A 25,395-nucleotide genomic window follows, 5' to 3' on the forward strand; every position below is an offset into this window, starting at 1 on the left:
TCCACGCAGGCCCCCAGCGGGATCTGCGCCACGCCGAAGGCGGCGCGGGCGTGGGCGCCCTTGTCGCCGAACACCTGCGCGAACAGCTCGCTGGCGCCGTTGATCACCAGGTGCTGCTCGGTGAATTCGGCGGTGGAGTTGACCAAGCCCATCAGCTTGACGATGCGCACCACCTTGTCCAGGTCGCCGACGGCGGCGTTCAGCGTGCCCAGCAGGTCAATGGCCACGGCACGCGCCGCCGCCTGGCCCTCTTCGGTGCCCATGGTCTTGCCCAGCTGGCCGACCCAGGGCTTGCCCTCGCGGCGCGCGATGTGGCCGGAGGCGAACACCAGCTGGCCGGTCCGCACGAAGGGCACGTAGGCCGCCGCGGGCGTGCCCACCGGGGGCAGGGTGATGTTCAGTTCCTTCAGTTTGTCGTGGACGCTCATGGCAACTCCTGGGGGTGGGGCGGGGATGGCGAGCGGCCGGGCCGCGGCGCCGGTTCTCGTTGGCGCGGCCATTGTGGCATCGGCATCCGCAGGGATGGGGCGACCCTGGACGCAGTGCCGTTACTTCCCCTGCACCTGGTCCAGCGTGGCCAGGAAGGCCGCGATGTCGCGCGCATCCTGCTCGTCCAGGCCGAGGTCGGGCATGGCCGACAGGGGATCGATGGCCTGGGGATCGCGCAGGAACCGCACCATGTTCTCGGGGGTATTCGGCAGCACGCCGGCGATGAACGCCCGGCCGGCGATGCCACCGAGGGGGGGCCCCACGTGCTGGTTGGCGCCGACGATGCCGGGGATGAGGTGGCAGGTGGCGCACAGGTGGTTCTGCGTGGCCTGGCGCCCGGCGTGCGCGTCGCCGGGGCGCATCGCGCGCGCCGGCTGTGCAGGCTGCGCGGACACGAGCGGCGACGGCGACGCGTCCGCCTGCGGCAAGCCGGCGGCGAGCTCCGCATACGCGCGCGTCGTGAGGCCCGGCATCGCCTTCACGAAAGCCACCAGGTTCCAGATCTCCTCGTCGGTGAGCCGGTAGGCCCAGCCGGGCATGCCGGTCATCTTCACCCCGTTGCGCACGATCCAGAAGATCTCGTCGGGCGGCCAGCTGCGGCCGGCGTGCAGCAGGTTGGCCGGTGCGGGCGTCAGCCCGAACGCCAGCGCATCGGGCGACACGCCCGGTGCGCCGTGGCATCGCAGGCAATGCCGGCGAAAGAGCGCCAGCCCGCCGTGCACCCGCCCCTCGTCGTGCAGGTCGGCCGGCGGCCGGGCATCGGCGCGCACTTCCACCGCGCGGCTCATCGCGAAATCGAGCAGGTGGAAAACCGGTTTCGTGTGCTGGCGCAGCGCGGAGATGTCGTAGAAGCCCATGTAGATCAGCAGGGCCCCCGCCACGAAGCCGGCCAGCAGCACCGACAGCAGTCCGATCAGGAGCGTGCGCAGCCGCAGGGTCATGCGCGCTCAGTGCCTGGCGTAGAGGTAGGCCGCGATGTGCACGGCCTCGGCCGGCGAGAGGCCCAGGTTGGGCATGGCCGTGCGCGGGTCCACGGCCGGCGGGTCGCGCAGCCAGCGCACCATGTCCCCGGGCGTGTTCGGCAGCACGCCCGCCAGGTAGCCACGCTCGGCCAGGTGGACCAGCGGCGGTCCCACGTTCGCGCCGTACGAGGGAATGCCGGGCACGGTATGGCAGGCCACGCAGCCGTAGCGCTCGATCAGCGCGCGGCCGAGTTCCGCGTCCCCGCCCGCCACCTGCACCTCTGGCGGCTCCTGCGCGCAGCCGGCAGCGAACGCCGCCGACAGCAGCAGGGCGGGCAAGGCGCACCAGGGGGGAGGGGAGCGGCAAACGGTGGGGTGCATGGCTGGGCGGGCATCCTGCACGGCCGTCGGCTGGGCAGGTCGCCATTCATTCTCGGCGGCGCGCTGGGCCTCGTGGGCGCGTGCAGCGCTGCTGTAGCAAATTGAGGGAAAAAAGCCGGGCGGTTGGGCTGCCCCGCACCCCACGGCCCGCGCTGCCTCGTACAAGATGACCGGCTCCCCAGCCCGCAGCGCAGCCAAGCCGTAACGCAGTGTCGAGCCCCGCCGTCGTCCCCGTCCAGGTCGCGCAATCGGTGCTGGATGCGCGGGGCGATGCGGCCTCGCACATCCTCGGGATCACCTGGGTCCTGCTCGCCGGCGGCGCGCTGGTCTTCGTGGCGGTGATGGCGCTCTGTGCGCTCGCGATCGCGGGGCCGGGGCCGCTGCGCGCCTGGCTCGGCCGGCGGCGCTTCGTGGTCGTCGCCGGCATCGTCTTTCCGGTGCTCGCGCTGACGGCACTGCTGGTCTACACCTTCGGCGTCGCCGCCCAGATGGTGCGCGCCCAGGCACAGACGGCCGCCACGCGCATCCACGTGACCGGCGAGCTGTGGTGGTGGCGCGTGCGCTACCTCGACGCCGACGGCGGCACGCTGCTGGAGACGGCCAACGAGATCCGCATCCCGGTCGGAGAGCCGGTGGACCTGCTGCTGGCGTCCGCCGACGTGGTGCACAGCGTCTGGCTGCCCAGCCTGGCCGGCAAGCTGGACATGGTGCCCGGCCACGTCAACCGGCTGCGCCTGCGCGCCGACGCGGCGGGCGTGTACCGCGGCCAGTGCGCCGAATTCTGCGGCGCGCAGCATGCGCGCATGGTGCTGCACGTGGTCGCGCAAGCCCCCGAGGCCTACCAGCAATGGCTGCAGGGCGCCCGGCAGCCGGCCGCGCAGCCGCAGGCTCGTGCCGCTCAGCAAGGTCGCGCGCTGTTCGAGCAGGCCCGCTGCAACGTGTGCCACACCGTGCGCGGCACCGGCGCGACGGGCACGCTCGGCCCCGACCTCACGCACGTGGGCAGCCGCCTGACGCTGGCTGCCGGCACGCTGCCCAACGGCATCGGCTCGCTGGAAGCCTGGATCGCCGATCCGCAGCACGCCAAGCTCGGCGCCCGCATGCCGTCCTACCGCCGCTTCTCGGGCGAGGAGCTGCGCGCGCTGGCGATCTACCTGGAGGGGCTGCGCTGATGGAGTGGCTCGATTTCCGGGACAGCTCGCTGGCGATCAACCTCGCCATCTTCGCCGCCTGCACCGCGGTGGTCTGGATCGCCGGCTGGCGCATCTCGCAGTACGCCGACCGCTTCGCCTCGGCCACGGGCATGGGCCACGCCACCGTCGGACTGGTGCTGCTGGCCGGGCTCACCTCCCTGCCGGAGGTGGCGGTCACGCTGAGCGCGGCGGTAGCCGACACGCCGCAGCTGGCGGTGAACAACCTGCTGGGCAGCATCGCAATGCAGATCACGCTGCTGGCGCTGGCCGACGCGCTGATCGGCCGGCAGGCGCTGACGGTGGTCGCCGGCAATGCGGTGGTGCTGCTGGAGGTGAGCATGAATGCGCTGCTGCTGGTGCTGGTCGGGCTGGCGCTGGCGGTGGGCGACGTGCCCTTTCTGGGAGCGGGGGCGTGGACCTGGGCGCTGCTGGGCGCCTATCTCTTCGCGATCGGGACGGTTTCGCACGCCAGCGGGCGCGAACTCTGGGTGGCGAGGCGCACGAAGATGCAGGAGGAGCGAGCCGAGCGCGGCCAGGACGACGCCCAGGCGCCACCCCCGGAAAGCGGGGGGCGCGTCAAGCCGCTGGTGATCCGGCTCGCGATCGGGGGCGTCGCGATCCTGGTGGCCGGCTTCCTCCTCAGCCGCACCGGCGAGGCGATCGCCGAACAGACCGGCTTGGGCAACAGCTTCTTCGGCGCCGTGTTCGTCGCCATCGCCACGTCCCTGCCGGAGACCAGTTCGGTGGTCTCGTCGATGCGACGGCGGCGCTACGAGATGGCCCTGGCCGACATCTTCGGCACCAACCTGTTCAACATCCTGCTGGTGTTTGCCGCCGACCTGCTCTATCGCGGCGGCCCTGCGCTCGTCGAGGCCGGGCGCTTCTCGCTGGTCGCCAGCCTGCTCGGCGCCCTGCTCGCCGCCATCTACCTGGTCGGCCTGATCGAGCGGCGGGACCGGACCATCGCGCGCATGGGCGTCGACTCGCTGGCCGTGCTCGTCTGCTACTCGGGCGGGCTCTATCTCCTCTACCGGTTGCGCTAGCCGATGCCCGATCCAGCCACCGCCATCGACTATCCCAACCCGCTGCCGCGGCCGCCGGGCGAGTTCGAGGAACTGCAGCGGGTCTGGAAGCCGCCCACGGGCATCCGGCTGCTCACGCGCGTCAACAACACCTATGTCGGCGTCTACTACGTCGGCACCTCGCTGCTGTTCTTCCTGCTGGCCGGCGTGCTGGCGCTGGTGATGCGCACGCAGCTGGCGGTGCCGGAGAACACGCTGGTCGGCCACGACCTGTACAACCAGCTGTTCACCATGCATGGCACGGTGATGATGTTCCTGTTCGCCGTGCCGGCGGTGGAGGCGATGGGCGTGCTGATCCTGCCCAACATGCTGGGCGCGCGCGACCTGCCGTTCCCGCGGCTGTCCATGTACGCCTTCTGGGCCTACGCGATCGGGGGGCTGATCTTCTTCGCGACCATCTTCTGGGGACTGGCGCCGAGTGGCGGCTGGTTCATGTACCCGCCGCTGACCAGCTACCAGTACGCGCCCGCCGACAACGCCGACTGGTGGCTGCTGGGCATCGGCTTCATCGAGATCTCGGCGATCGCGGGCGCGATCGAGATCGTGGTGGGGGTGCTGCGCACGCGTGCGCCGGGCATGACCCTGGGCCGCATGCCGGTCTATGCCTGGTCGATGCTGGTGATCGCCGGGATGATCATCTTCGCCTTTCCGGCGATCATCCTGGGCACGCTGCTGCTGGAGATCGAGCGCAGCTTCCAGTGGCCGTTCTTCGTGGCGGCCAAGGGCGGCGACCCGCTGCTGTGGCAGCACCTGTTCTGGTTCTTCGGCCACCCCGAGGTCTACATCATCTTCCTGCCGGCCGCCGGCATGGTCTCGATGATCATCCCGGCGATGGCCGGCACCCCGCTGGTGGGCTACCGGCTGGTGGTGCTGGCGCTGGTGGGCGCGGGCTTCCTCAGCTTCGGGCTGTGGGTGCACCACATGTTCACCACCGGCATCCCGCAACTCTCGCTGAGCTTCTTCTCGGCGGCCAGCATGGCGGTGAGCATTCCCAGCGGCATCCAGGTGTTCGCCTGGATCGCGACGATGGCGGGCGCCCGGCGACTGCGACCGCTGAAGGTGCCGATGCTGTTCGTGCTCGGCTTCTTCTTCATCTTCGTGCTGGGCGGGCTGACCGGCGTGATGGTGGCCGTGGTGCCGTTCGACTGGCAGGCCCACGACAGCTACTTCATCGTCGCGCACCTGCACTACGTGCTGATCGGCGGCATGGTGTTCCCGCTGTTCGGCGCGCTCTACTACTGGACGCCCTACATCAGCCGCCAGGCGCTGTCCGAGCGCATGGGCCGCTGGGCCTTCTGGCTGATGTTCGCGGGCGTGAACCTGGCGTTCTTCCCCATGCACGTCACCGGGCTGATGGGCATGCCGCGGCGGGTCTACACCTACGCCGACTATCCCGGCTGGGCCGAACTGAACCTGCTGTCCACCGGGGGCGCGTTCCTGATCGCCGCGGGGGTGCTGGTGGTGGTACTGGACCTGCTGCTGCACCTGCGCCTGGGCAATCCGAACGCCGGCAACGTCTGGGGCGCCGGCACGCTGGAGTGGCTGCCCAACGGCGACTACGGCACCCGCAGCATCCCCATCGTCCACGGCCGCGAGCCGCTGTGGGACCGGCCCGGGCTGGCCGACGACGTGAAGGAGGGCCGCTATTACCTGCCCGGCACGGCGACCGGCGGGCGCGAGACCATCGTCACCAGCGCGATCGATGCGAAGCCGCAGTACCTGCTGCAGATGCCCGGGCCGGGCTGGTCGCCGCTGCTGGCCGCGGTGGGAACGGCCGGCTTCTTCCTGCTGCTGACGGTGAAGCTGGTGCTGCCGGCACTGCTGTTCGGGGTGCTGGCGCTGGCCTCGGTCGTCAAGTGGCTGTGGGAGAGCGACCCCGGTCCCAGCCATCCGCCGGTGGACGTGGGCGGCGGCGTGCGGCTGCCGGTGCAGATGACCGGCCCGGATTCGCATTCCTGGTGGGCCATGGTGGTGCTGATCCTGGTGTGCGGGTCCATCTTCGGCTCGCTGGTGTTCAGCTACCTGTTCCTGTGGACGGTATCGCCGGAGGTGTGGCCGACCGCGGCCGAGGCGCTGCCGGATCGATGGGCCCCGGCGGTGTCGGCGGCGCTGCTGCTGGCCGCCGCCGGGCTGGTCGAAGGGGGCAGCCGGCGCCTGGCAGCCGATCCGCCGCGTGCGGCCTGGCCGTTGCAAGTGGCGCTGACGATGGCGGTGCTGCTGCAGTGCGCGGCCATCGTGGTCGAGATCCAGGCCCAGCAGGCGACCGGCCTGCGGCCCACCGACAGCGCCTATGGCGCGGCGGTGTACGGCGTCGCCGCGCTGCAGGGCCTGTTCGTGGCGATCGGCGCCGTCATGGGCCTGTACACGGTGGCGCGATCGCTTGCCGGGATGCTGTCGGCCCAGCGCCGCCAGACCTTCGACAACACGCGCCTGTTCCTCCAGTACACGGTGGTGCAGGGCCTGGCCGGGCTGGCGCTGGTGCACGGCTTTCCGCGCCTGCTGGCGGGCTGAACGCCATGCGACTGCCGCCCGCCACCCACGACCTGCTGCTGCTGTTCGCCGGCCCCATCGTCTGGGCCGCCCACTTCATCGCCATCTACGGCCTGAACGGCGTGGTCTGCGCCCGCCCGGGCCGCGCCGGCCAATGGGCCGGGCTGGCCTGGGAAGCCTGGGCCATCGCCGCGGTGGGCGTGCTGGCGGTCGCGCTGCTGGGCGCGTGGGTGGCCGCCCGCCCGCGCAGCGAGGGCGAGCACAGCCGCCGCTTCCTGCGCTGGACCTCGCTTGCGCTGGCGGCACTGGCCGCACTGGCGATCGCCTGGGAAACCCTGGCCGTGTTCCTGGTGCCGGCCTGCTCGCTGGTGGGTCGATGAGGCCTGCAATGGCACAGGGCACGTCATCCTGGCGGAAGCGACGCGAAAGCCGGGGATCCACCCTGCGGCGCGGCCCGCCCTCCTGCGGGTGTCCAGGCTCCGGAGATGGATTGCGGCGCACGGCCGCAATGACACACCAGACGGAGACGCCATGACCCGTTTCATCCCTTTCCCCGACCCGGTGGCCGACTGCGCCATCGCCGACTACGGCGCCATCGGCGACTGCCGCTCGGTGGCGCTGGTGTCGCGCTTCGGCTCCATCGACTGGTGGTGCTCGCCCGATTTCTCCAGCCCCTCGTGCTTCGCCGCCCTGCTGGACCGCGAGCGCGGCGGGCGCTTCGCCCTCACGCCGCGCGAGGTGCGCGCGGCGCGGCAGGCCTACCTGCCGCGCAGCAACGTGCTGCAGACCCGCTTCGAGTGCGCCGGCGGCGTGCTGGAGCTGACCGACTTCATGTCCGTGCCGGAGGCCGGCGGCGCCGGCGCGCACGGCGAGTCGCCCCAGGAGATCGTGCGCCATGCCCGCTGCACCGAAGGCGAGGTCACGCTGGAGGTGCTGTTCGAGCCGCGGCCGGACTATGCGCGCAGGCGTGCGCGGATCACCGGGATGGGCAACGGCCAGTGGCGCTGCAGGGCCGGCGACTTCGACGCACAACTGAGCGGCAACCTGCCGCTGGAACCGGCGGGCGAGGGGCTGCTGCGCGGCTCGCTGCGCCTGCGCGCCGGGGATGTGCGCGTGGCCATGCTGCACGCCGGCGCGGCCAGGCCGAGCTCGCCCGATGCGGCGCACGAGGACGCGCACGTTCGCCTGGCCGCGACGCTCGCCTGGTGGGGCGCCTGGTGCGACCTGTGCACCTACCGGGGCGAGCATGCCGAGGCGGTCCTGCGGTCGGCGCTCGCCCTCAAGCTGCTGGCGCACCGCCCGACCGGCGCCGTGGTCGCGGCGCCCACCACCTCGCTGCCCGAGTGCGAGCAGGGCGGGCGCAACTGGGACTACCGCTACTGCTGGCTGCGCGACACCTCGCTGGTGCTGCATGCGTTCACCGATCTCGGCTACGCCGCCGAGAGCCGCGCGTTCTCGCGCTGGCTGCTGCATGCCACGCGCGCCACCCGCCCGCACCTGAACGCGCTGTACGGCGTGCACGGCGAGACCGACCTGGACGAGGTCGTGCTGCCGCACCTGCGCGGCTACCACGGGATCGGTCCGGTGCGCGTCGGCAACGGCGCGGTGCGCCAGCAGCAGCACGACGCCTACGGGGAAGTGATCCTGACCAACTGCGACGAGATCGAGCTGGGCGGCTCGCTCGACGAGCACGAGAAGGAGCTGCTGGCCGGCTTCGCCGACGTGGTCTGCGGCCTCTGGCGCCGGCCCGACCACGGCACCTGGGAGATCCGCCTGCCGCCGCGGCACAACACCCATTCGAAGCTGATGTGCTGGGCGGCGCTGGACCGCGCGCTGCTGCTGCACCGCGACCACGGCCTGCCGATCGACCCCCAGCGCGTGGCGCGCGAGCGCGACGCCGTGCGTGCCGAGATCGAATCGCGGGGCTGGAACGAGTCCGTGGGCAGCTACGTGGGCCACTACGGCAGCGATGCGCCCGACACCAGCGTGCTGCTGATGCCCAGGCTGGGCTACATCGACGCGAACCACCCGCGCATGCGCGGCACGGTGGACCACATCCTGCGCACGCTGTCGGCCAAGGGACTGCTGTACCGCTACCCGCCCGGCGCGGACTACGACGGCGTGGAAGGGCCCGAGCACCTGTTCGCGATCGCCGGCTTCTGGTGCGTGGACTGCCTGGCACGCCAGGGGCGGCTGCAGGAGGCCCGGGACATGTACGAGCGGCTGCTGGCGCTGCGCAACCCCGTGGGCCTGTTCGCCGAGGAGTACGCCAGCGACGACCTGCGGCCCATGGGCAATTTCCCGCAGGCCTTCAGCCACGTGGGCGCGATCACCGCCGCGCTGTCCCTGGACCGGGCGGGTCGCGGCGAACCGGCCTGGCAATGGTGACGACAGGAGGCCCCGGCATGGACGGACAAGGCGTGGTGGTGGTGACCGGTGCATCGGCCGGCATCGGTCGCGCGGTGGCGCGCGAGTTCGGACGGCATGGCTGGCGGGTGGCGCTGCTGGCCCGCGGCGCCGACGGGCTGGAGGCGGCCCGGCGCGAGGTCGAGGCGCTGGGCGGGCAGGCGCTGGTGCTGCCGACCGACGTGGCCGACGAGCAGCAGGTCGAGGCGGCCGCGGCGGCGGTGGAGGCGAAGTGGGGCGCCATCGACGCGTGGGTGAACAACGCGATGGCCACCATCTTCTCGCCGGCACTGCAGGTCGAGCCCGTCGACTTCCGGCGCGCGACCGAGGTGACCTACCTGGGCGCGGTGTGGGGCACGCTGGCGGCGCTGCGACGCATGAAGCCGCGCGACCGCGGCACCATCGTGCAGGTCGGCTCCGCGCTGGCCTACCGGTCGATCCCGCTGCAGGCGCCGTACTGCGGCGCCAAGGCGGCGCTGCGCGGCTTCACCGACTCGCTGCGCTGCGAGCTGGCGCACGACCGCAGCCGGGTGCGGCTGACGATGGTGCAACTCTCGGCCTTCAACACGCCGCAGTTCGAGTGGGGCCGCACCACGCTGCCGCGCCGCCCGCGGCCGATGGGCCGGATCTTCCAGCCGGAGCTGGCCGCGCGGGCCGTGTACCTGGCGGCGACGCGCCCGCGGCGCGAGTTCTGGGTCGGATGGCCGGCGGCGCAGGCGATCCTGGGCCATCGCGTGATCCCCGGCCTGCTCGACCGCATGCTGGGCCGCAAGGCGGTCGAGGGCCAGCAGAGTCCCGGCCCGCTGCCCAGTCCGCGACCGGACAACCTCTGGCGGCCGGTGCCGGGCGACCGCGGCGCGCATGGCCGCTTCGACGCCCAGGCCCACGACGGCAGCCTGCAGTTCTGGCTGGACCGGCACCGGGGTGGCGTGCTGCTGGGGGTCGTGCTCGGCTTGGGGCTCGCGGCGGTAGCGATGCGGCACGGGGCCGGGCGCGCCCGGATCCGCTGATGTCGTCCCGGCAAGAGCCGCGAGCCATCTCCAGGGCGCGAAGTGGTGATCCCGGCTTCCGGTGATGGATTGCGGCTCGAGGCCGCAATGACAACCTGGACGCGCCCTCAGGTCGCAACCACGCGGATGCCGCGCAGTTGCCCGGCTCGTGCAGCGCCCTCCGGCCGGGGATACCGATCCGGGTCGAACCGGTGCAGCAGCTCCGCCTCGCGCAGCCGGGCGGCATCGACGGCGGCCCGCTTGACCGGGCCGTAGCCGCGCATGGAAAGCGGCACCAGCGCGATCTCGGTGGCGAGCTTCAGCCGTTCGGGCGCCAGCGCCGGCAGCAGCGATTCGATGCGGTGGGCGTATTCGCGCACCAGGGCCCGCTCCAGCGTGCGCTCCTCGGTGTAGCCGAAGATGTCGAACGCGGTGCCGCGCAGGCGCTTGCCGTGCGCCAGCAGCCTCATCGCCGGCAGCATCCAGCCGCCCAGCCGGATCTTGCGCGGGCGCTGGCCGCCCCTGGCCCGGCTGAGCAGCGGCGGCGCCATGTAGAACTCCAGCTGCGGCTCGCCCTCGAACTGCTGCTGCAGCGACTGCAGGAATTCGCCGTCGGTGTACAGGCGCGCCACCTCGTACTCGTCCTTGTAGGCCATCAGCTTGAGCAGGCCCTGGGCCACCGCGCGGGTGAAGGGCAGGCCGGCATCGCCGCCGAGGGCGGCCTCGCGCGTGCGCACGCGGGCCACGAAGTCGGCATAGCGGCGCGCGTAGCGCCGGTCCTGGTAGCCGGCCAGGTGGTGCACGCCGCGGGCGACGATGGCGTCCAGCGTCTCGGCGGCCGGCGCGGTGTCCGCCTGCGGCCCGGTCAGCAGCGCGGCCACCGCCGGCGGGTCGGCGGCGGCCAGGCGCCCGAGCGAGAACGCCAGCTGGTTGTTGGCCACGCCGACGCCGTTCAGTTCGATGGCGCGCGTCAGCGCCGCCAGCCCCACCGGCACCAGCCCGCGCTGCCAGGCGTAGCCGAGCGCGAGGATGTTCGCGACGATGGAGTCGCCGATGAAGGCCTCGGCCAGCGCCTGCGCATCCAGCGTCTCGACGCGGTCGGCGCCGGCGGCGAAGCGCAGTTTCTCCAGCAGGGCCGGCACCTTCAGGCTGGCATCGGGGTTGCGCAGGCTCTCGGCCACCGGCACCTCGTGCGTGTTGGCCAGGATGCGCGTGCGGCCGTGGCGCACGGTGACCAGCGCATCGGGCGAGGCACCCACCACCAGGTCGCAGGCCAGCAGGGCGTCGGCCTGCTGGGTGTCGATGCGCACCTGGTTCAGGCGCGAAGGGGCGTCGGCCAGCCGCACGAAGCTCAGGACCGAGCCGCCCTTCTGCGCGAAGCCCATGAAGTCCAGCACGCTGGCGCTCTTGCCTTCCAGGTGCGCCGCCATGGTGACCAGCGCGCCCACCGTGACCACCCCGGTGCCGCCGACGCCGGTGACCAGCAGGTCGTAGGGGGCGGTCCAGGTGTGCGGCGCGGGGTGGGGCAGGGCGGCGACATGGCGGTTGAAATCGGCCAGCCCGGCGCCGAGCGCGCCGACCCGCTTCCTCGGTTTCCCGCCGATCACGCCGACGAAGCTGGGGCAGAAGCCCTGCACGCAGGAATAGTCCTTGTTGCAGCTGCTCTGGTCGATCTTGCGCTTGCGGCCCAGCGGCGTTTCCAGCGGCTGCACCGCCACGCAGTTGCTCTGCACGCTGCAGTCGCCGCAGCCCTCGCAGACGCGGTCGTTGATGAACACGCGGCGGGCCGGATCGACCAGCTCGCCCTTCTTGCGCCGGCGGCGCTTCTCGGCCGCGCAGGTCTGCTCGTAGATCAGCACGGTGACGCCGGGCATCTCGCGCAGGCGGCGCTGCACGGCATCCAGCCGGCTGCGGTCGTGGAACTCGGTGCCGGCGGGGAAGCGCGCCTTGATCGCGTCGTACTTGGCGATGTCGTCGGACAGCACCACGACCTGCTTGACGCCTTCGGCCTCCACCTGCCGGGCGATGCCGTCGACCGAGATGATGCCGTCCACCGGTTGCCCGCCGGTCATCGCCACCGCGTCGTTGAACAGGATCTTGTACGTGATCGTCGCCTTCGCGGCCACCGCCTGCCGGATGGCGAGGTAGCCGGAGTGGTAGTAGGTGCCGTCGCCCAGGTTCTGGAACACGTGCGGCACCCGGGTGAACATGGCGTGCGAGACCCAGTCCACGCCTTCGCCGCCCATCTGGATCAGCCCCTCGGTGTCGCGGTCCATCCAGCTGGCCATGAAGTGGCAGCCGATGCCGGCCTGCGCGTGCGAGCCTTCCGGCACGCGGGTGCTGGTGTTGTGCGGACAGCCGGCGCAGAAATAGGGCAGCCGCTTGACGCTGTCGCTCTCGTTGGACAGCAGCTCGGGCAGGGTGAAGTCGCGCACCAGGTGGCGGCGATCCAGGTCGGGGTAGTGGGCGGCCAGCCAGTCCGCGACGAGGGCGATCAGGCGCGAAGGCCGCAGCTCGCCCAGCGCCGACACCAGCGGCGCCCCGTTGGCGTCGGTCTTGCCGACGATCACCGGGCGCTCCGGCGCGTTGTAGAACATCGCGCGCAGCTGCTCCTCGACCACCGGCCCCTTCTCCTCGATCACCAGCACCTCGTCCAGGCCGCGCACGAACTCGCGCATGCGGGTGGGCTCGATGGGGTAGGTGAGTCCCAGCTTGTAGATGCGCACGCCGTGCTGCGCCAGCGTCTCGGGGGCGATGTCCAGCCGCCGCAGCACCTCCATGAAGTCGTAGTGCGCCTTGCCGGCGGTGACGATGCCCACCGTGGCGTGCCCGCTGCGCACGATGTGGCGGTCGATGCTGTTGATGCGGGCGAAGGCCCGCACCGCCTCCAGCTTGGCGTGCAGGCGCTGCTCGATCGCCAGCGAGGGCAGGTCGGGCCAGCGGTAGTGCAGGCCGCCGGGCGGCGGCGTGTAGCCGGTCAGCTGGCGCACGGTGTCGGCGTCCTGCCAGGCGGCGGCGCGCGCGTTGACGAGGTCCAGGTCCACCGTCGAAGCGCTCTCCACCACTTCGGACAGCGCGGTGAAGCCGACCCAGTTGCCGGAGAAGCGCGACAGCTGCCAGCCGTACAGGCCGAATTCCAGGTACTCGGCCACGCTCGCCGGCGAGACGACGGGCGCATGCCAGGACTGGAACGCCTGGTCGCTCTGGTGCGGCATGGACGAGGACACGCAGCCGTGGTCGTCGCCGGCCACCATCAGCACGCCGCCGTGCGGCGAGGCGCCATAGGCATTGCCGTGCTTGAGGGCGTCGCCGGCCCGGTCCACGCCCGGGCCCTTGCCGTACCAGAGGGCGAACACGCCGGCGCAGGTGCGCTCGGGGTCGGCCTCGACCCGCTGCGTGCCCAGCACGGCGGTGGCGCCGAGTTCCTCGTTGATCGCCGGCAGGAAGCGCAGGCCGGCCTCGTCGAACTTCTGGCCGGCCTTCCACACCGCCAGGTCCAGCATGCCCAGCGGCGAACCTCGATAGCCGCTGATGAAGCCGCGCGTATCCAGTCCGGCGGCGGCGTCGCGCTGGCGCTGCATCAGCATCAGGCGCACCAGCGCCTGGGTGCCGGTCAGGAAGATCGCGCCGCTGCGCGCCCACAGGCTGTCGCCGAGCTGGTAGTCGGGGCGGGCGAGCGCGGGCGCTTCGCGGGCGGGCGTGGCTGTCGTCTCCATGGCGTCTCCTCTGCCTGTCGCGCCGGCTTCACCCCGGCTGTGCCGGGTCACGCCGGGGTGGCATGCGCTGTCAGCGGGAGGCTACCTTTGGTGCGCCGGAAAAGGGTTCTTCATTTCCGGTTCCCTCGTTGCCATGGAGAATAAGATTCTCGACGAAGGTGCAACCGAAGAATGGACAACCTCGACCGCCACGACGTCCTGCTGCTCGCCGAGCTGCAGCGCGACTCGCGCCAGACGGTGCAGCAACTCGCCTCGGCCGCCGGCCTGTCGAGCACGCCGTGCTGGAAGCGGGTGAAGGACATGGAAGCGGCCGGCATCATCCGCGGCTACACCGCGCTGGTGGACCGCGAGAAGGTCGGCCTGTCGCTGTGCGTGCTGGCCGAAGTCAACCTCACGCGCCACCACGAGGACGACGTGCGCCGCTTCGAGGAAGCCGTGGCTGCCGAGCCGCGCATCGTCAGCTGCTATGCCACCACCGGCCAGGCCGACTACGTGATCAAGGTGCTGGTGCCCGACATCAAGCGCTACGAGAGCTTCCTGCACGAGACCCTGTTCAAGCTTGCCGGCGTGACCCACGTGCGGTCGAGCGTGGTGCTCAAGGAGGTGAAGGCGGAGACGCGGCTGCCGCTGGAGGCGCCGGGCGGGCGGCCGGCAGGGCGGCGAAGCCGGTGAAGCCCTGCCCCTGCGGCCGCACCGACCGCCGCGGCCGGCCGTTGCCCCTGGGCGAGTGCTGCGGCCGCTGGCTTGCCGGAGCGCCCGCGCTCGACGCCGAGGCGCTCATGCGCTCGCGCTACACGGCCTACGTGCTGGGCGACGAGGCCTACCTGCTGGCGACCTGGCACCCGGACACGCGGCCGGCCGACGCCAGCCCCGACCCGGCCGTGAAGTGGCTGGGCCTGGACGTGCGCGATCACCGGGTGCTGGATGGCTCGCACGCCGAGGTCGAATTCGTGGCGCGCTACCGCGTGCAGGGACGTGGCGCGCGCCTGCACGAGCGCAGCCGCTTCGTACGCGAGGACGACGGGCGCTGGTACTACGTGGACGGCGACATCCGCTGACCGGCGTCCGGCGCCGCCCTCACTTGGTCGCCGGCTTGCGCGGTGACCGGCGCGCGGCCTCCTGCGCCGCGGCCTTCTCCGCATGCTTCTCGGCCCGCGACATGCGCGCCTTCGGCTTCTTGACGTTCTTGGCGGCCTGCGCATCCTTGCTCGCCTTCGGCTTGTCCCTGGGCTGGGCGTGGTGCGTGCGCAGCAGCTTGTCGACGGCACTGGGCCTGGGCTGCAGCGCCTCGGCCTTGCGCCGGTCGCGCTCCTCCTTGAGCTGCCGGCGCTCCGCCACGAGCGCCGCCTCCGCGGCATCGGGCTCCTGGTCCGCGCCACGGCTCATCAGGGCGCGATGCAGCGCCTGGCCGTTCGCCGAGATCCGCTTGGTCAACGATGCAGTCCGAATCGGCATGTCTCACTCCGGGTGGTCGGGCGGGAGGGCCACTCTAGGCCAAGCCGGCGCGCGATGCCAGCGCATCCGGACCGCCGCCGCAGGTCGCCGCAAGGACGATCACTTCGGTTTTTCCTGAGCGAACGGCAGGATCGATCTGCTTTTTCCTGTTCGGTGCTCGCATTACCCTGTGTGCCCTGAACACGACCTCCACAGGAGACCCTCCCATGAAGCAATCCCTGGCCGCCGCGGCCATCGTCCTGGTGCTGGGACTGACCGCCGGGCTCGACGCCGAGGCGCGCCGCCTCGGCGGCGGCAAGTCCGCCGGCATGCAGCGCCAGCAGACCACCGCTCCCGCGAGCACCCCGGCCCAGCCGACGGCCGCTCCGGGCACGGCCAGCCCGGCCGCTGCCGCCCCTGCCGCGGCTGCGGCGCCGGCAGCCGCTGCGGCGGCGGCGCCCAGGCGCAGCTGGATGGGCCCGGTGGCGGGCCTCGCCGCCGGCCTGGGCCTGGCGGCGCTGGCCTCCCACCTCGGCTTCGGCGAAGCCTTGGCCAACATGATGATGATCGGCCTGCTCGTGATGGCCGTGCTGCTGGTGGTCGGCCTGGTCCTGCGCAAGCGCGCCGCCCCGCAGGGGCCGGCGCTGGCGGGTGCCGGCGGCGCCGGGTTCGCGCGCGACGGCATGGCCCGGCAGGCGCCGGACTCCGCGGCCTTCCGCTCCGGCCGCGCGGAAGTTCCGCCGCAGCGCGGATCGCTGATCGGCTCGCGCCTGGGCGGCCTGCCGTCCGCGCCGGTGCAGCCGGCCGGCCTGCCGGCGGATTTCGATGCCGCCGGGTTCGCGCGCAACGCCAAGGACCAGTTCATGGCCCTGCAGGCCGCCAACGACGCCGGCGACCTGGACCGGCTGCGCGACTACCTGACCCCGGAGATGTTCGAGTTCGTGCGCAACGACGTGGCCGACCGCGGCATGGCGCCGCAGGCCACCCAGGTGTTCGGCCTGGAGGCTCAGGTCCTGTCGGTGGTGCAGGAGCCGGACCGCTACGTCGTCAGCGTGCGCTTCACCGGCAGCGTGCGCGACCAGCAGGGCGCCGTGCCGGAGGACCTGGACGAGGTCTGGCACCTGTCCAAGCCGGTCGCCGGCATGGGCGGCTGGGTGGTGGCGGGCATCCAGCAGTCGGCACCCGGCCACTGACGGGCGGGGCGCGGGCACCGGGCACACTCGGCCCATGGCGACCGCGCTCAACTACCGCCACCTGTACTACTTCTGGGTCGTCGCCAAGGAAGGCGGGATGGCACGGGCCGCCGACCACCTGGGCATGGCGGTCCAGACCGTCAGCGCCCAGGTGCGCGCGCTCGAGCAGTCGCTCGGGCACGCCCTGTTCAAGCCCGCCGGCCGCGGCATCGCCCTGACCGAGGCCGGCGTGGCGGCCATGGCGCACGCCGAGCAGATCTTCCAGCTCGGCGAGCAGCTGCCGGCGGCCGTGCGCGAGGCGGCCACCGGCCAGGGCCTGCGCCTGAGGGTCGGCATCTCGGACGGGCTGCCCAAGCTGGTGGCCCGGCAATTGCTGCAGCCGGCGCTCGCCGGCGCGCCGATCCGGCTGCTGTGCCACGAAGACGAGTTCGACCGTCTGCTGGCCGACCTGGCCCTGCACCGGCTGGACCTGGTGCTGTCGGATCGCCCGGCGGCCGCCAATCCCAACCTGCGGCTCTACAGCCACCCCCTGGGCCAGGCGCCGCTGGCCTGGTTCGCACCGGCTGCGTTGGTGCGCGCCGCGCGCAGCCCCTTTCCGGCCTGCCTGGCGGAGATGCCGCTGCTGCTGCCGACCGGCCATGTCGCGGTGCGGTCCCGCATCGACCAGTGGTTCGAGCGCCAGGGCTTGCGGCCGCGCATCGGCGGCGAGTTCGAGGACAGCGCGCTGCTCGTGGCCTTCGGCCGCAGTGGCATGGGCGCGTTCCCGGTGTCGCAATGGTCCTGCGAGGAACTGCGCAAGGACCGGTCGCTGCGGTCCATCGGCGAGACGCCCGACCTGGTGGAGCACTTCTACCTGATCTCGGCCGAACGGCGGATCCAGCACCCGCTGGTGCAGCAGTTGCTGCAGGCCAGGCACTGACGGTCCGCTCCGCGTTACTCGATCACAGCGACTTCAGCCAGTCCCTGAACAGCTTCACCTCGGGGAAGCTGGCCCGGTCCTTCGGATAGAGCAGGTAATAGGCACCGGCGCTCTTGAGCTCGCTTGCGAAGGGCCGGACCAGTTCGTCGCGCCACTCGACCTTGTCGACCTCGATGGTGGGCACGCAGGCGACGCCCAGGCCGTTGCGCGCGGCGTTGACGCCGAGGAAGGAATGCCCCACCACCAGCGTGGAGGTACCCTGGACCCGCGCGGCGCCATTGGCGGCCAGCCACGACGGCCAGGCGTCGGCGCGCGCCTCGTTGTGGATCAGGCAGAAGCGGTCGAGGTCGAGCGGTGAGCGGATCGGGCCTACCCGCTCCAGCAGCGCCCGGCTGCAGACCGGGGTCAGGTAGTCGTCCCAGAGGTGCGTGGCGGCGACGCCGGCCCAGCTCTCGACCATCTGGAAGCCGATGTCCGAGTGGTCGCACGGGTAGTCCTGCCAGGGCAGCTTGCCCACCCGGATCGCCAGGTCCACGTGGTCGCGGCGGAAGTCCACCGGGTCCAGCGAACTCGAGACATGCAGGCGCACCTCGGGGTACGCGCGGTTGAAGTCGCTCAGGCGCTGCATCAGCCACAGGCTGCCCATGGACGGCAGGATGCTGATCGACAGCGAGTGGGTCCGGTTGACCAGGCTGCTCGTGGCCTCCTCGAGGGTGTCCAGCGCGGTGGTGACGGCCGCCAGGTAGGCCTGGCCGAAGGGCGTCAGCTCGACATTGCGGGTCAGGCGGTTGAACAGCGAGGTGTTGAGGTAGCCCTCGAGGATCTTGATCTGGCGGCTGATCGCGCCCTGGGTCACGTTCAGTTCGTCGCCGGCCTTGGAAAAGCTCAGGTGCCGGGCGGCCGCCTCGAATGCGCGCAGTGACAGCAGCGGTGGAATGACTCGTTTCATCGCCCGGACGCATCAGTTTGGCTCATGGGAGCGCGCAAACAAATCGTTTGTCGAAGCCGCCGCCTGCGTCCCATAGTCCGTGAACCGCAGAATAACCCAGCCGCTCCTGTTGCCAAGCAGCGGCTGCGCTGCGGCAACGTTCGGGAGCACGCATGGGCAAGAGGATTCGCTGCGGATTCGGCGTCGACGTGGACGCGGTCGCCGCCTGGCTGGGCACCTTCGGCGGCGCCGACTCGCCGCACGACATCTCGCGCGGCCTGTTCGCCGGCGAGGTCGGCTCGCTGCGGCTGCTGGACCTGTTCGACCACTACGGCATCAGGACGACCTGGTTCATCCCGGGCCATTCGATCGAAACCTTCCCCGAGCAGATGGCGCGGGTGGCCGAGCGCGGGCACGAGATCGGCCTGCACGGCTATTCGCACGAGAACCCGCTGGCGATGACGCCGGCCCAGGAGGCGGACGTGCTGGACAAGTGCATCGCCCTCGTGGAGAAGCTCAGTGGCCGGCGCCCGCGCGGCTACGCGGCCCCGTGGTGGGAGCTCAGTGCGACCACGCCTTCGCTGCTGCTGGAGCGGGGCATCCGCTACGACCACAGCATGATGCACCGCGACTTCGAGTGCTACCGGCTGCGCAGCGGCGACAGCTGGACGCCGATCGACTACTCGCAACCGGCCGCCTCCTGGATGAAGCCGCTGGTGCGCGGCAAGGAGACCTCGCTGGTCGAGGTGCCGGTGAGCTGGTACCTGGACGACCTGCCGCCGATGATGTTCATCAAGAAGGCGCCGAACAGCCACGGCTTCATGAACCCGCGCGACATCGAGGAGCTGTGGCGCGAGCAGTTCGACTGGGTCTACCGCAAGATGGACGACGCGGTCTTCACCATCTGCCTGCACCCGGACGTCGCCGGCCGGCCCCAGGTGCTGGCGATGCTGGAACGGCTGATGGACCACATGCTCCGGCACGGCGGGGTGGAGTTCATGACGCTGGAGGCGATCGCCGCGGCCTACGATCGAGAGCACCCGGTCGAGGGCTGACGCATGTGCGGGCTGTGCGGGCTCTGGGGCAATGTCGCGCACTGGAGTTCGGCGTCGTCCCGGGCCGTGTCGGGCGGGGCGGCCAGCGGGCTGAATCCCCTGCGCGAGCGGGCCTTGCAGGTCCGGCTGATCGACCGCGTCGCCGGGCTGGTCGGCGCGCGCGTGGAAGACTGGGCCGGCTCCTCCTGGATCGTGCGGGGCCCGTCCGGGGCGACCGAGATCGTGGACGCCCTGCCCCTGGTCTGGCCGGCGATCGAGCGGCTGGCGGGCAAGGCGGTCGATCCGCTGTCGGGTCCGGTGATCGAGCACCTGGGACAAGGGCGGCAGCCATGAGCCGCGTGGGCGACCCCCGCCTGCCGGTGCTCATCCTCTCCGGCTTCCTGGGCAGCGGCAAGACCACCCTGCTGCGGGCCGCCCTGCAGCGCAGCGACCTGCGGCGCACGCTCGTCATCGTCAACGAGGTGGCCGACCAAGGCGTGGACGACCGGCTGCTGGCAACCAGCGGCGAGCCCGTGCGCCTGCTGGGCAACGGCTGCCTGTGCTGCAGCATCGACGGCGAGCTGGGCCGGTCGCTGCTGCGGATCGCCGAGGACGAGGCGCTGCTGCGGACGGTCGACCGCATCGTCATCGAGACCAGCGGGCTGGCGGACCCGGCGCCGGCCTTCGCGGCGCTCGCGCGCGCCGGCCAGGTGTCCGCGCGGATGCGCCTGCACGCGATCGTGACCCTGGTCGACGCCATGCACGCCGCCACGCAGGCCGGGGAATCGCCGGAGTTCGCGCTGCAACTGCAGGCGGCGGACCAGGTGCTGGTCAGCAAGCTGGAGCTGCCCGGCGCGGCGCCGTTGGCGGCCGTGCGGGAGCTGGTCGAAGGGATCAACCCGGTCGCCGGCGTCCAGGCTGCCGACGCGGCCACGCTCGCGGCGCTGGTCCACCGCCAGGGGTCCTCGCGCGCCGACCGGATCGCGGCGGACTGGCTGCCGGCCCGTCCCGCGCAGGCTTCCGGCGGACCTCGGCTCCGGCTGCGCGGGGCCGCGCCATCGCGCCGCCACGACGGCGACGTGCGCTCGTTCTGCCTCGAGTTCGATCAGCGCGTGGACTGGAATGCGCTGTCGGTGTGGCTGTCGCTGATGCTGCACGTGCACGGCGGCCGGCTGCTGCGCATCAAGGGATTCGTGGCGGTCGACCAGGGCAGCGCACCCGTCGTCATCCACTGCGTGCGCCACGTCGTCCATTTCCCGGAGCACCTGGCCGACTGGCCGGACGAGCGCCGCACCTCGTACCTGGTCTTCATCGTGCGTGGCCTCGAGCCGGAACAGGTGCTGAGGTCCTTCCTCGCCTTCACCGGCCGGCCCGGCGCGCGAATGGCCGGCGGGCCGGCGCCCGCACCGCATCAGCATCCAACGGAGGCAGCCACCACATGAGGCAGAGCGCGACCGACCTGACGCAGACCCGGCACTACGACTACGTGCCGATCATCGACCGGGCGCCCCTGAAGCTGCCCGACCGCCACCGCATCGCGGTGGTCACCTACGTGAACGTCGAGCACTTCCCGGAGGCCATCCCCGGCACCGCACTCGTGCCCGGCACGGCGCAGCACCGCCCCGACCCCCTGAACTACGGCTGGCGCGACTACGGCAACCGGGTGGGCCTGTGGCGGATGATGGCGATCATGGATGCGCTGGGCATCCGCGGCACCGTGTGCCTCAACTCCGATGCCATCCGGGAGTACCCCCGCATCATCGAGGAGGGCCAGCGGCGCGGATGGGCCTGGATCGGCCACGGCATCAACAACGCGCCGGCCAACTTCCTCACCGGGATCGAGGAGGCGCGCGAGCGCGAGATCATCGGCACCGTGCTGCGGGAGATGGAAGCCGCGCTGGGCACCCGGGCCAAGGGCTGGATCGGGCCCTTCCTCAGCGAGACCATGAACACGCCGCACATCCTGGCCGACATGGGTGTGCAGTACCTGTGCGACTTCACGGCCGACGACCAGCCCTTCCGCCTCAACACGCGCACCGGCTCGCTGATCTCGGTGCCCTACACGCTGGAACTCAATGACGTGCCGGCGTTCCTGAACCTGGGGCAGTCGGCGCAGGCCTTCGGCGACATGATCATCGACCAGTTCGACGTGCTCTACGAGGAGAGCGCCGCCAACGCCCGGATCATGCCGATCTGCCTGCACACCTTCCTGGCCGGGCAGCCGTTCCGCGCCAAGCACCTCCGGCGTGCCTACGAGCACATCGCCTCGCACCCGGGCGTCTGGCATGCGACCGGCGACGAGATCAACGACTGGTACCGAGCCAGCTACCTGTAGGAGCCCCCGTGGACTGCGACGTCTTTCCTCCTTTGGTCGATCTCGCCGCAGCCGGCTTCGAGCCTGCTGCCGCCGGGCGCATCGCCGCGGCCGCCGCGGCCAGCGACGCGCCCGCGGCGCGCGCGGCGCTGCAGCTGCTGGACCTGACGGACCATGTGCATTCCTTCGCGGCCTGGTGCGATGCGCAGGCGGAGGCGGACCATGGATGATCTCGCAACCCGCGACCTGGTGGGCGTGGCCGACGCCATCGCCCGACGCGAAGTCTCCGCGCGGGAGGTGACCCGCTGGTCGCTGCAGCGGCTGGAGACCACCGGCCGGCGCCTCAATGCCGTGTTCCGCATCGACCACGAAGAGGCGATGGCGCGCGCGGCCGAGCTCGACGAGTTGCAGGCGCGCAAGGGCGTGTGCGGCCCCTTGCACGGCGTGCCCCTGGCCCACAAGGACCTGTTCCAGGTGGCGGGCCGCGAATGCCACTGCGGCTCGATCCTGCTGCGCGGCCGCAAGGCGGAACGCACTTCCCACGCCCTCGCGCAGCTGGATGCGGCCGGCCAGGTCAACACCGGTTCGCTGCACATGGCCGAGTTCGCGCTCAGCCCGACCGGCTTCAACGGCCATTACGGCCCGGCCCTGAACCCCTGGCATCCGGAGCACGTGTGCGGCGGGTCCTCCAGCGGCTCCGGGGTGGCGGTGGCCGCGCGGCTGGTGTTCGGCTCGCTCGGCAGCGATACCGCGGGCTCGATCCGCATGCCGGCGGCGATGTGCGGGGTCACCGGCCTGAAGACCACCTTCCGCCGCATCAGCGCCGAGGGCTGCGTGCCGCTGTCCGCCTCGCTGGACAGCATGGGGCCGATCGCGCAGACGGCGCGCGATTGCGCGCGGCTGCTGACCCACGCCAGCGGCCCGAATGCCGCGGATGGGCTCTGCACCCGTGTTCCCCACCAGGACTACGAAGCGGCACTGGATGGCCGTCTCCAAGGCGTGCGCATCGGCGTACCCCAGGCCTATTTCCGCAGCGAGCTCGATCCGGCGGTCGAAGCCGCCCTGGATGCGAGCCTGGAGGTGCTGCGGCGCCTGGGCGCGGCGATCGTCACGGCCGAGGTGCCGGACATGGAGCGGGTGAACGCCCTGGCGCGGGTGCTCATGACGGTGGAGGCGGCCACCCTGCACCGGCGCTGGATCCGCGAGCAGCCCGGGGCGTACTCGACCCAGGTGCGGGCCCGCATCGAGGAGGGCTTCGCCTACCCGGCGGTCCGCTATGCCGAAGCCCTGTCGCTGCGCCGCCGGATCGCCGACGATTTCCTGCGCACCGCCTTCGCCGGCTGCGACCTGCTGCACGTGCCGGTGCTCACCCTGCAGGTGCCGACCATCCGGGCAACGACCGAAGGAGAGCCCGCGACCGTGCTTCGCACGATCGCCCGCATCACGTACGCGGCCCGCGGCGTCAACTACCTGGGATTGCCGGCCATCAGCGTGCCGGCAGGCCTCTCGGCTGCGGGTTTACCCCTGGCCTTCCAGCTCATCGGCAAGCCGTTCGCGGAGGCGGCGCTCCTGCGCGTTGCCGACGCCTACCAGCGCGCGACCGAGTGGCACCGGCGGATGCCGCCGGCGGCCATGCCGGCATGAGTATTCCTGATGGATCACGGCAAAAGAATCGTTTGCCCGCTTGCGGCACCCATGGATAAATACCGCTCACCCCACAGGAGGTTCACCATGCGCGCAATCCACGTCCTCGCAGCCGGCCTGCTCGCGGTTACCGCCGGCGGCCTGCAGGCCCAGACCCAGGGCTTTTCCGACAACGCCGTCAACCTGGGCGTGCTCACCGACATGTCCGGCGTGTACTCGGACTTCTCCGGCCGCGGTTCCCTGACCGCCGTGCAGATGGCGGTCGAGGACTTCGGCGGGAAGGTGAACGGCGTGCCCGTCAAGGTCGTCTACGCCGACCACCAGAACAAGGCCGACGTCGGCGCCAGCATCGCGCGCGAGTGGTACGACGTGGGCAAGGTCGATGCGATCTTCGACACGTCCAACTCCGCCGTGACGCTGGCCGTGATGGGCGTCACCCAGGAGAAGAACCGGGTCGTCATGATCGGCGGCTCCAGCACGACTCGCATCACCGGGGATTCCTGCACGCCCAACAGCGTGCAGTACGTCTACGACGGCAACTCGCTGCCCAACGTGACCGCCAAGGCGTTGATCGGGCAGGGCGGGGACAGCTGGTACTTCGTCACGGTCGATTTCGCGTTCGGCCATGGCCTCGAGAAGTCGACCACCGAGGTGGTCAAGGCCGCCGGCGGCAAGGTGCTCGGTTCCGTGCGGCATCCGCTCAACGCGCCCGACTTCGCGTCGTTCATGGTCCAGGCCCGGAATTCCGGCGCCAAGGTGATCGCCCTGGCCAACGGCGGCACCGACATGGTGAACGCCATCAAGAGTGCCAACGAGTTCGGCCTCACCAAGGGGAACCAGCGCGTCGCCTCGCTGCTGACCTTCATCACCGACGTCCACAGCATGGGGCTGGCGCAGGCCAAGGACATCATGCTGACCGAAGCCTTCTACTGGGACCTGAACGACGAATCGCGCACGTGGTCGAAGCGGTTCTTCGAACGCACGAAGAAGATGCCCTCGATGGTGCAGGCCGGCATGTACTCGGCCACCATGCATTACCTGAAGGCCCTGGCCGCCACCGGAACGGACGCTGCGCCCGCGGCGATGACCCACATGAAGGCCACGCCGATCAACGACTTCTTCGTCAAGAACGGCAAGATCCGCCCGGACGGCCTGCACGTCCACGACATGTACCTGATGCAGGTCAAGCAGCCCTCCGAGTCCAAGTACGCGTGGGACTACTACAAGGTCAAGGCGGTGGTCCCGGCGGACAAGGCGTTTTCGCCGCCGAACCCGGCGTGCAAGCTGGTTCCCAAGTGACCGCCAAAGCGCGTCGGCCCGCCTGGGCCGTGGGTGAGAGAACCACGAGCGCGGCCGCGACGGACCAGACCGCGCCACCGCGCCCGGGGTCGACCAGGCCCTCGCTGCACCCCGCCGGTCAGCGCGTGCGACCCTGTTCAAGGAAGAAGCGCAGCATCTCCGCGCTCGCGTCCGGCCCTTGCGGGTCCGTGTAGCTGCCGTCTGGGCTGCCGCCGGACCACGCGTGCGCCGATCCGTGGACGACCCAGAGTTCAGCGACGACCGCGCCCGCGGCGTCGCACACGACCTGCCGAGTGGCGGGTCGCCGGCCCGCGGCGCGCCGTAGTTCCGAGGTCGTGCGGATGTCCCGCCCGGATGCGGCGGCATCGACGACCTGCCGGCCGTTGGCCACGTGCACCGTGCGGTCGGCGTCGCCGTGGAAGACGATGGTCGGCACGGGAATGGGATGGGAATCGGCCGCCGCGCCCTTCCTCATGGCCTCGAAGGCGGACTTCACGTCGTGCGCCGTCCCGGGCGCCAGCCCCGAATGGACGCCGACCGCGGCGAACAGTTCCGGATAGGCCGCCGCCACGATGGCGGCCATCGCGCCGCCCGCGGACAGGCCGGCCACGTACACGCGCCCGGGATCGATGGGATGCCTGCCCAGCACCTCCTGGACCATGCCCGCCAGCAAGCCGGGCTCACCGCGTCCGCGCCCCTGGTGGTTCGACTTGAACCAGTTCCAGCAACGCTGCGGATTGGCGCGCTGCGACTGGGCGGGATACAGGACGAAGAGCCCTTCCGACCCGCCGAACTCGTTCAGCCGCGTTCCCGCCGCGAAGTCGTCCGGTTCCTGCGTGCAGCCATGGAGCATCACCACGAGCGGCATCGGCCGGGCGCCGGCGCCCGGCGGGATGAACAGCTTGTAGTCGCGCCCCGCAAG

24 protein-coding genes are annotated in these 25,395 nt (G+C 71.5%); 17 read left to right on the plus strand and 7 right to left on the minus strand.

The window, feature by feature from the left end:
* From V6M57_RS04155 to V6M57_RS04165, 3 genes are all read right to left on the minus strand, one after another.
* Positions 1-428: RidA family protein (locus V6M57_RS04155; RefSeq protein ID WP_332813721.1), on the minus strand; the 428-nt coding region annotated here is incomplete at its 3' end.
* A gap of 120 nt (positions 429-548) precedes the next feature.
* Positions 549-1,430 carry a c-type cytochrome gene (locus V6M57_RS04160; RefSeq protein WP_332813722.1) on the minus strand — a complete coding sequence of 294 codons (882 nt, stop codon included), beginning with the start codon at positions 1,428-1,430 and terminating at the stop codon, positions 549-551.
* A gap of 6 nt (positions 1,431-1,436) precedes the next feature.
* Complete coding sequence (locus V6M57_RS04165; RefSeq protein WP_332813723.1) at positions 1,437-1,790, minus strand: c-type cytochrome; 354 nt, start codon at positions 1,788-1,790, stop codon at positions 1,437-1,439.
* 251 nt (positions 1,791-2,041) lie between these two features.
* On the opposite strand from V6M57_RS04165, the gene V6M57_RS04170 reads away from it, so the two are divergent.
* The 6 genes from V6M57_RS04170 to V6M57_RS04195 all read left to right on the plus strand — a co-directional run bounded on the left by V6M57_RS04170 (position 2,042) and on the right by V6M57_RS04195 (position 10,013).
* Entirely contained in the window at positions 2,042-3,004 is a 963-nt protein-coding gene (locus V6M57_RS04170) for a cytochrome c oxidase subunit II (RefSeq protein WP_332813724.1), read from the plus strand.
* Positions 3,004-4,068 (plus strand): sodium:calcium antiporter, encoded by a 1,065-nt coding sequence (locus V6M57_RS04175; protein ID WP_332813725.1) that lies wholly within the window; start codon positions 3,004-3,006, stop codon positions 4,066-4,068. Before V6M57_RS04170 ends, V6M57_RS04175 begins: the two co-directional genes overlap by 1 nt.
* 3 nt (positions 4,069-4,071) lie before the next feature.
* Positions 4,072-6,618, plus strand: a complete 2,547-nt coding sequence (locus V6M57_RS04180) for a cbb3-type cytochrome c oxidase subunit I (protein ID WP_332813726.1) — start codon at positions 4,072-4,074, stop codon at positions 6,616-6,618.
* Positions 6,619-6,623: 5 nt separating this feature from the next.
* Positions 6,624-6,977: a hypothetical protein gene (locus tag V6M57_RS04185; RefSeq protein ID WP_332813727.1), complete on the plus strand. Its 354-nt coding sequence runs from the start codon at positions 6,624-6,626 to the stop codon at positions 6,975-6,977.
* A gap of 151 nt (positions 6,978-7,128) precedes the next feature.
* Positions 7,129-8,985, plus strand: coding sequence for a glycoside hydrolase family 15 protein (locus V6M57_RS04190; protein WP_332813728.1), 1,857 nt, complete (start codon positions 7,129-7,131; stop codon positions 8,983-8,985).
* Between the two features lie 17 nt (positions 8,986-9,002).
* Positions 9,003-10,013 (plus strand): SDR family oxidoreductase, encoded by a 1,011-nt coding sequence (locus V6M57_RS04195; RefSeq protein ID WP_332813729.1) that lies wholly within the window; start codon positions 9,003-9,005, stop codon positions 10,011-10,013.
* 107 nt (positions 10,014-10,120) lie between these two features.
* Here the strand turns inward: V6M57_RS04195 and V6M57_RS04200 are convergent, their stop codons facing one another.
* A complete protein-coding gene (locus V6M57_RS04200) occupies positions 10,121-13,708 on the minus strand; it encodes an indolepyruvate ferredoxin oxidoreductase family protein (protein WP_332813730.1) in 3,588 nt (1,195 codons plus the stop codon).
* A 171-nt stretch (positions 13,709-13,879) separates the two neighbouring features.
* On the opposite strand from V6M57_RS04200, the gene V6M57_RS04205 reads away from it, so the two are divergent.
* Both V6M57_RS04205 and V6M57_RS04210 read left to right on the plus strand, forming a co-directional pair.
* Entirely contained in the window at positions 13,880-14,380 is a 501-nt protein-coding gene (locus V6M57_RS04205; protein WP_332813731.1) for an Lrp/AsnC family transcriptional regulator, read from the plus strand.
* Positions 14,377-14,766 (plus strand): YchJ family protein, encoded by a 390-nt coding sequence (locus V6M57_RS04210; protein ID WP_332813732.1) that lies wholly within the window; start codon positions 14,377-14,379, stop codon positions 14,764-14,766. The genes V6M57_RS04205 and V6M57_RS04210 overlap by 4 nt, the downstream gene beginning before the upstream one ends.
* Positions 14,767-14,785: 19 nt before the next feature.
* On the opposite strand, the gene V6M57_RS04215 is transcribed toward V6M57_RS04210, so the two are convergent.
* A complete protein-coding gene (locus tag V6M57_RS04215) occupies positions 14,786-15,163 on the minus strand; it encodes a hypothetical protein (protein ID WP_332813733.1) in 378 nt (125 codons plus the stop codon).
* Between the two features lie 206 nt (positions 15,164-15,369).
* Here V6M57_RS04215 and V6M57_RS04220 point away from each other — a divergent pair, with 206 nt between their 5' ends.
* Positions 15,370-16,335 (plus strand): Tim44 domain-containing protein, encoded by a 966-nt coding sequence (locus V6M57_RS04220; RefSeq protein ID WP_332813734.1) that lies wholly within the window; start codon positions 15,370-15,372, stop codon positions 16,333-16,335.
* Positions 16,336-16,369: 34 nt separating this feature from the next.
* On the plus strand, positions 16,370-17,254 hold the full coding sequence (locus V6M57_RS04225) for a LysR family transcriptional regulator (RefSeq protein ID WP_332813735.1): 885 nt from the start codon (positions 16,370-16,372) through the stop codon (positions 17,252-17,254).
* Positions 17,255-17,276: 22 nt separating this feature from the next.
* On the opposite strand, the gene V6M57_RS04230 is transcribed toward V6M57_RS04225, so the two are convergent.
* Positions 17,277-18,203, minus strand: coding sequence for a LysR substrate-binding domain-containing protein (locus V6M57_RS04230; protein ID WP_332813736.1), 927 nt, complete (start codon positions 18,201-18,203; stop codon positions 17,277-17,279).
* Positions 18,204-18,355: 152 nt separating this feature from the next.
* Between V6M57_RS04230 and V6M57_RS04235 the strand changes: the two genes are divergently transcribed.
* From V6M57_RS04235 to V6M57_RS04265, 7 genes are all read left to right on the plus strand, one after another.
* On the plus strand, positions 18,356-19,237 hold the full coding sequence (locus tag V6M57_RS04235; protein ID WP_332813737.1) for a polysaccharide deacetylase family protein: 882 nt from the start codon (positions 18,356-18,358) through the stop codon (positions 19,235-19,237).
* A 3-nt stretch (positions 19,238-19,240) separates the two neighbouring features.
* Positions 19,241-19,570 (plus strand): hypothetical protein, encoded by a 330-nt coding sequence (locus tag V6M57_RS04240; RefSeq protein WP_332813738.1) that lies wholly within the window; start codon positions 19,241-19,243, stop codon positions 19,568-19,570.
* Entirely contained in the window at positions 19,567-20,658 is a 1,092-nt protein-coding gene (locus V6M57_RS04245; RefSeq protein ID WP_332813739.1) for a CobW family GTP-binding protein, read from the plus strand. The genes V6M57_RS04240 and V6M57_RS04245 overlap by 4 nt, the downstream gene beginning before the upstream one ends.
* Complete coding sequence (locus tag V6M57_RS04250; protein ID WP_332813740.1) at positions 20,655-21,551, plus strand: polysaccharide deacetylase family protein; 897 nt, start codon at positions 20,655-20,657, stop codon at positions 21,549-21,551. The genes V6M57_RS04245 and V6M57_RS04250 overlap by 4 nt, the downstream gene beginning before the upstream one ends.
* An 8-nt stretch (positions 21,552-21,559) precedes the next feature.
* The gene (locus tag V6M57_RS04255) at positions 21,560-21,760 is read left to right on the plus strand and encodes a hypothetical protein (RefSeq protein ID WP_332813741.1); all 201 of its coding nucleotides are present in this window, start codon (positions 21,560-21,562) and stop codon (positions 21,758-21,760) included.
* Complete coding sequence (locus V6M57_RS04260; protein ID WP_332813742.1) at positions 21,753-23,174, plus strand: amidase; 1,422 nt, start codon at positions 21,753-21,755, stop codon at positions 23,172-23,174. Before V6M57_RS04255 ends, V6M57_RS04260 begins: the two co-directional genes overlap by 8 nt.
* Positions 23,175-23,261: 87 nt before the next feature.
* On the plus strand, positions 23,262-24,473 hold the full coding sequence (locus tag V6M57_RS04265) for an ABC transporter substrate-binding protein (RefSeq protein ID WP_332813743.1): 1,212 nt from the start codon (positions 23,262-23,264) through the stop codon (positions 24,471-24,473).
* 118 nt (positions 24,474-24,591) lie between these two features.
* Here the strand turns inward: V6M57_RS04265 and V6M57_RS04270 are convergent.
* Positions 24,592-25,395: extracellular catalytic domain type 1 short-chain-length polyhydroxyalkanoate depolymerase (locus V6M57_RS04270; RefSeq protein ID WP_332813744.1), on the minus strand; the 804-nt coding region annotated here is incomplete at its 5' end.

Source organism: Ramlibacter sp. (genome assembly GCF_036676645.1).
Taxonomy (GTDB): domain Bacteria; phylum Pseudomonadota; class Gammaproteobacteria; order Burkholderiales; family Burkholderiaceae_C; genus Ramlibacter.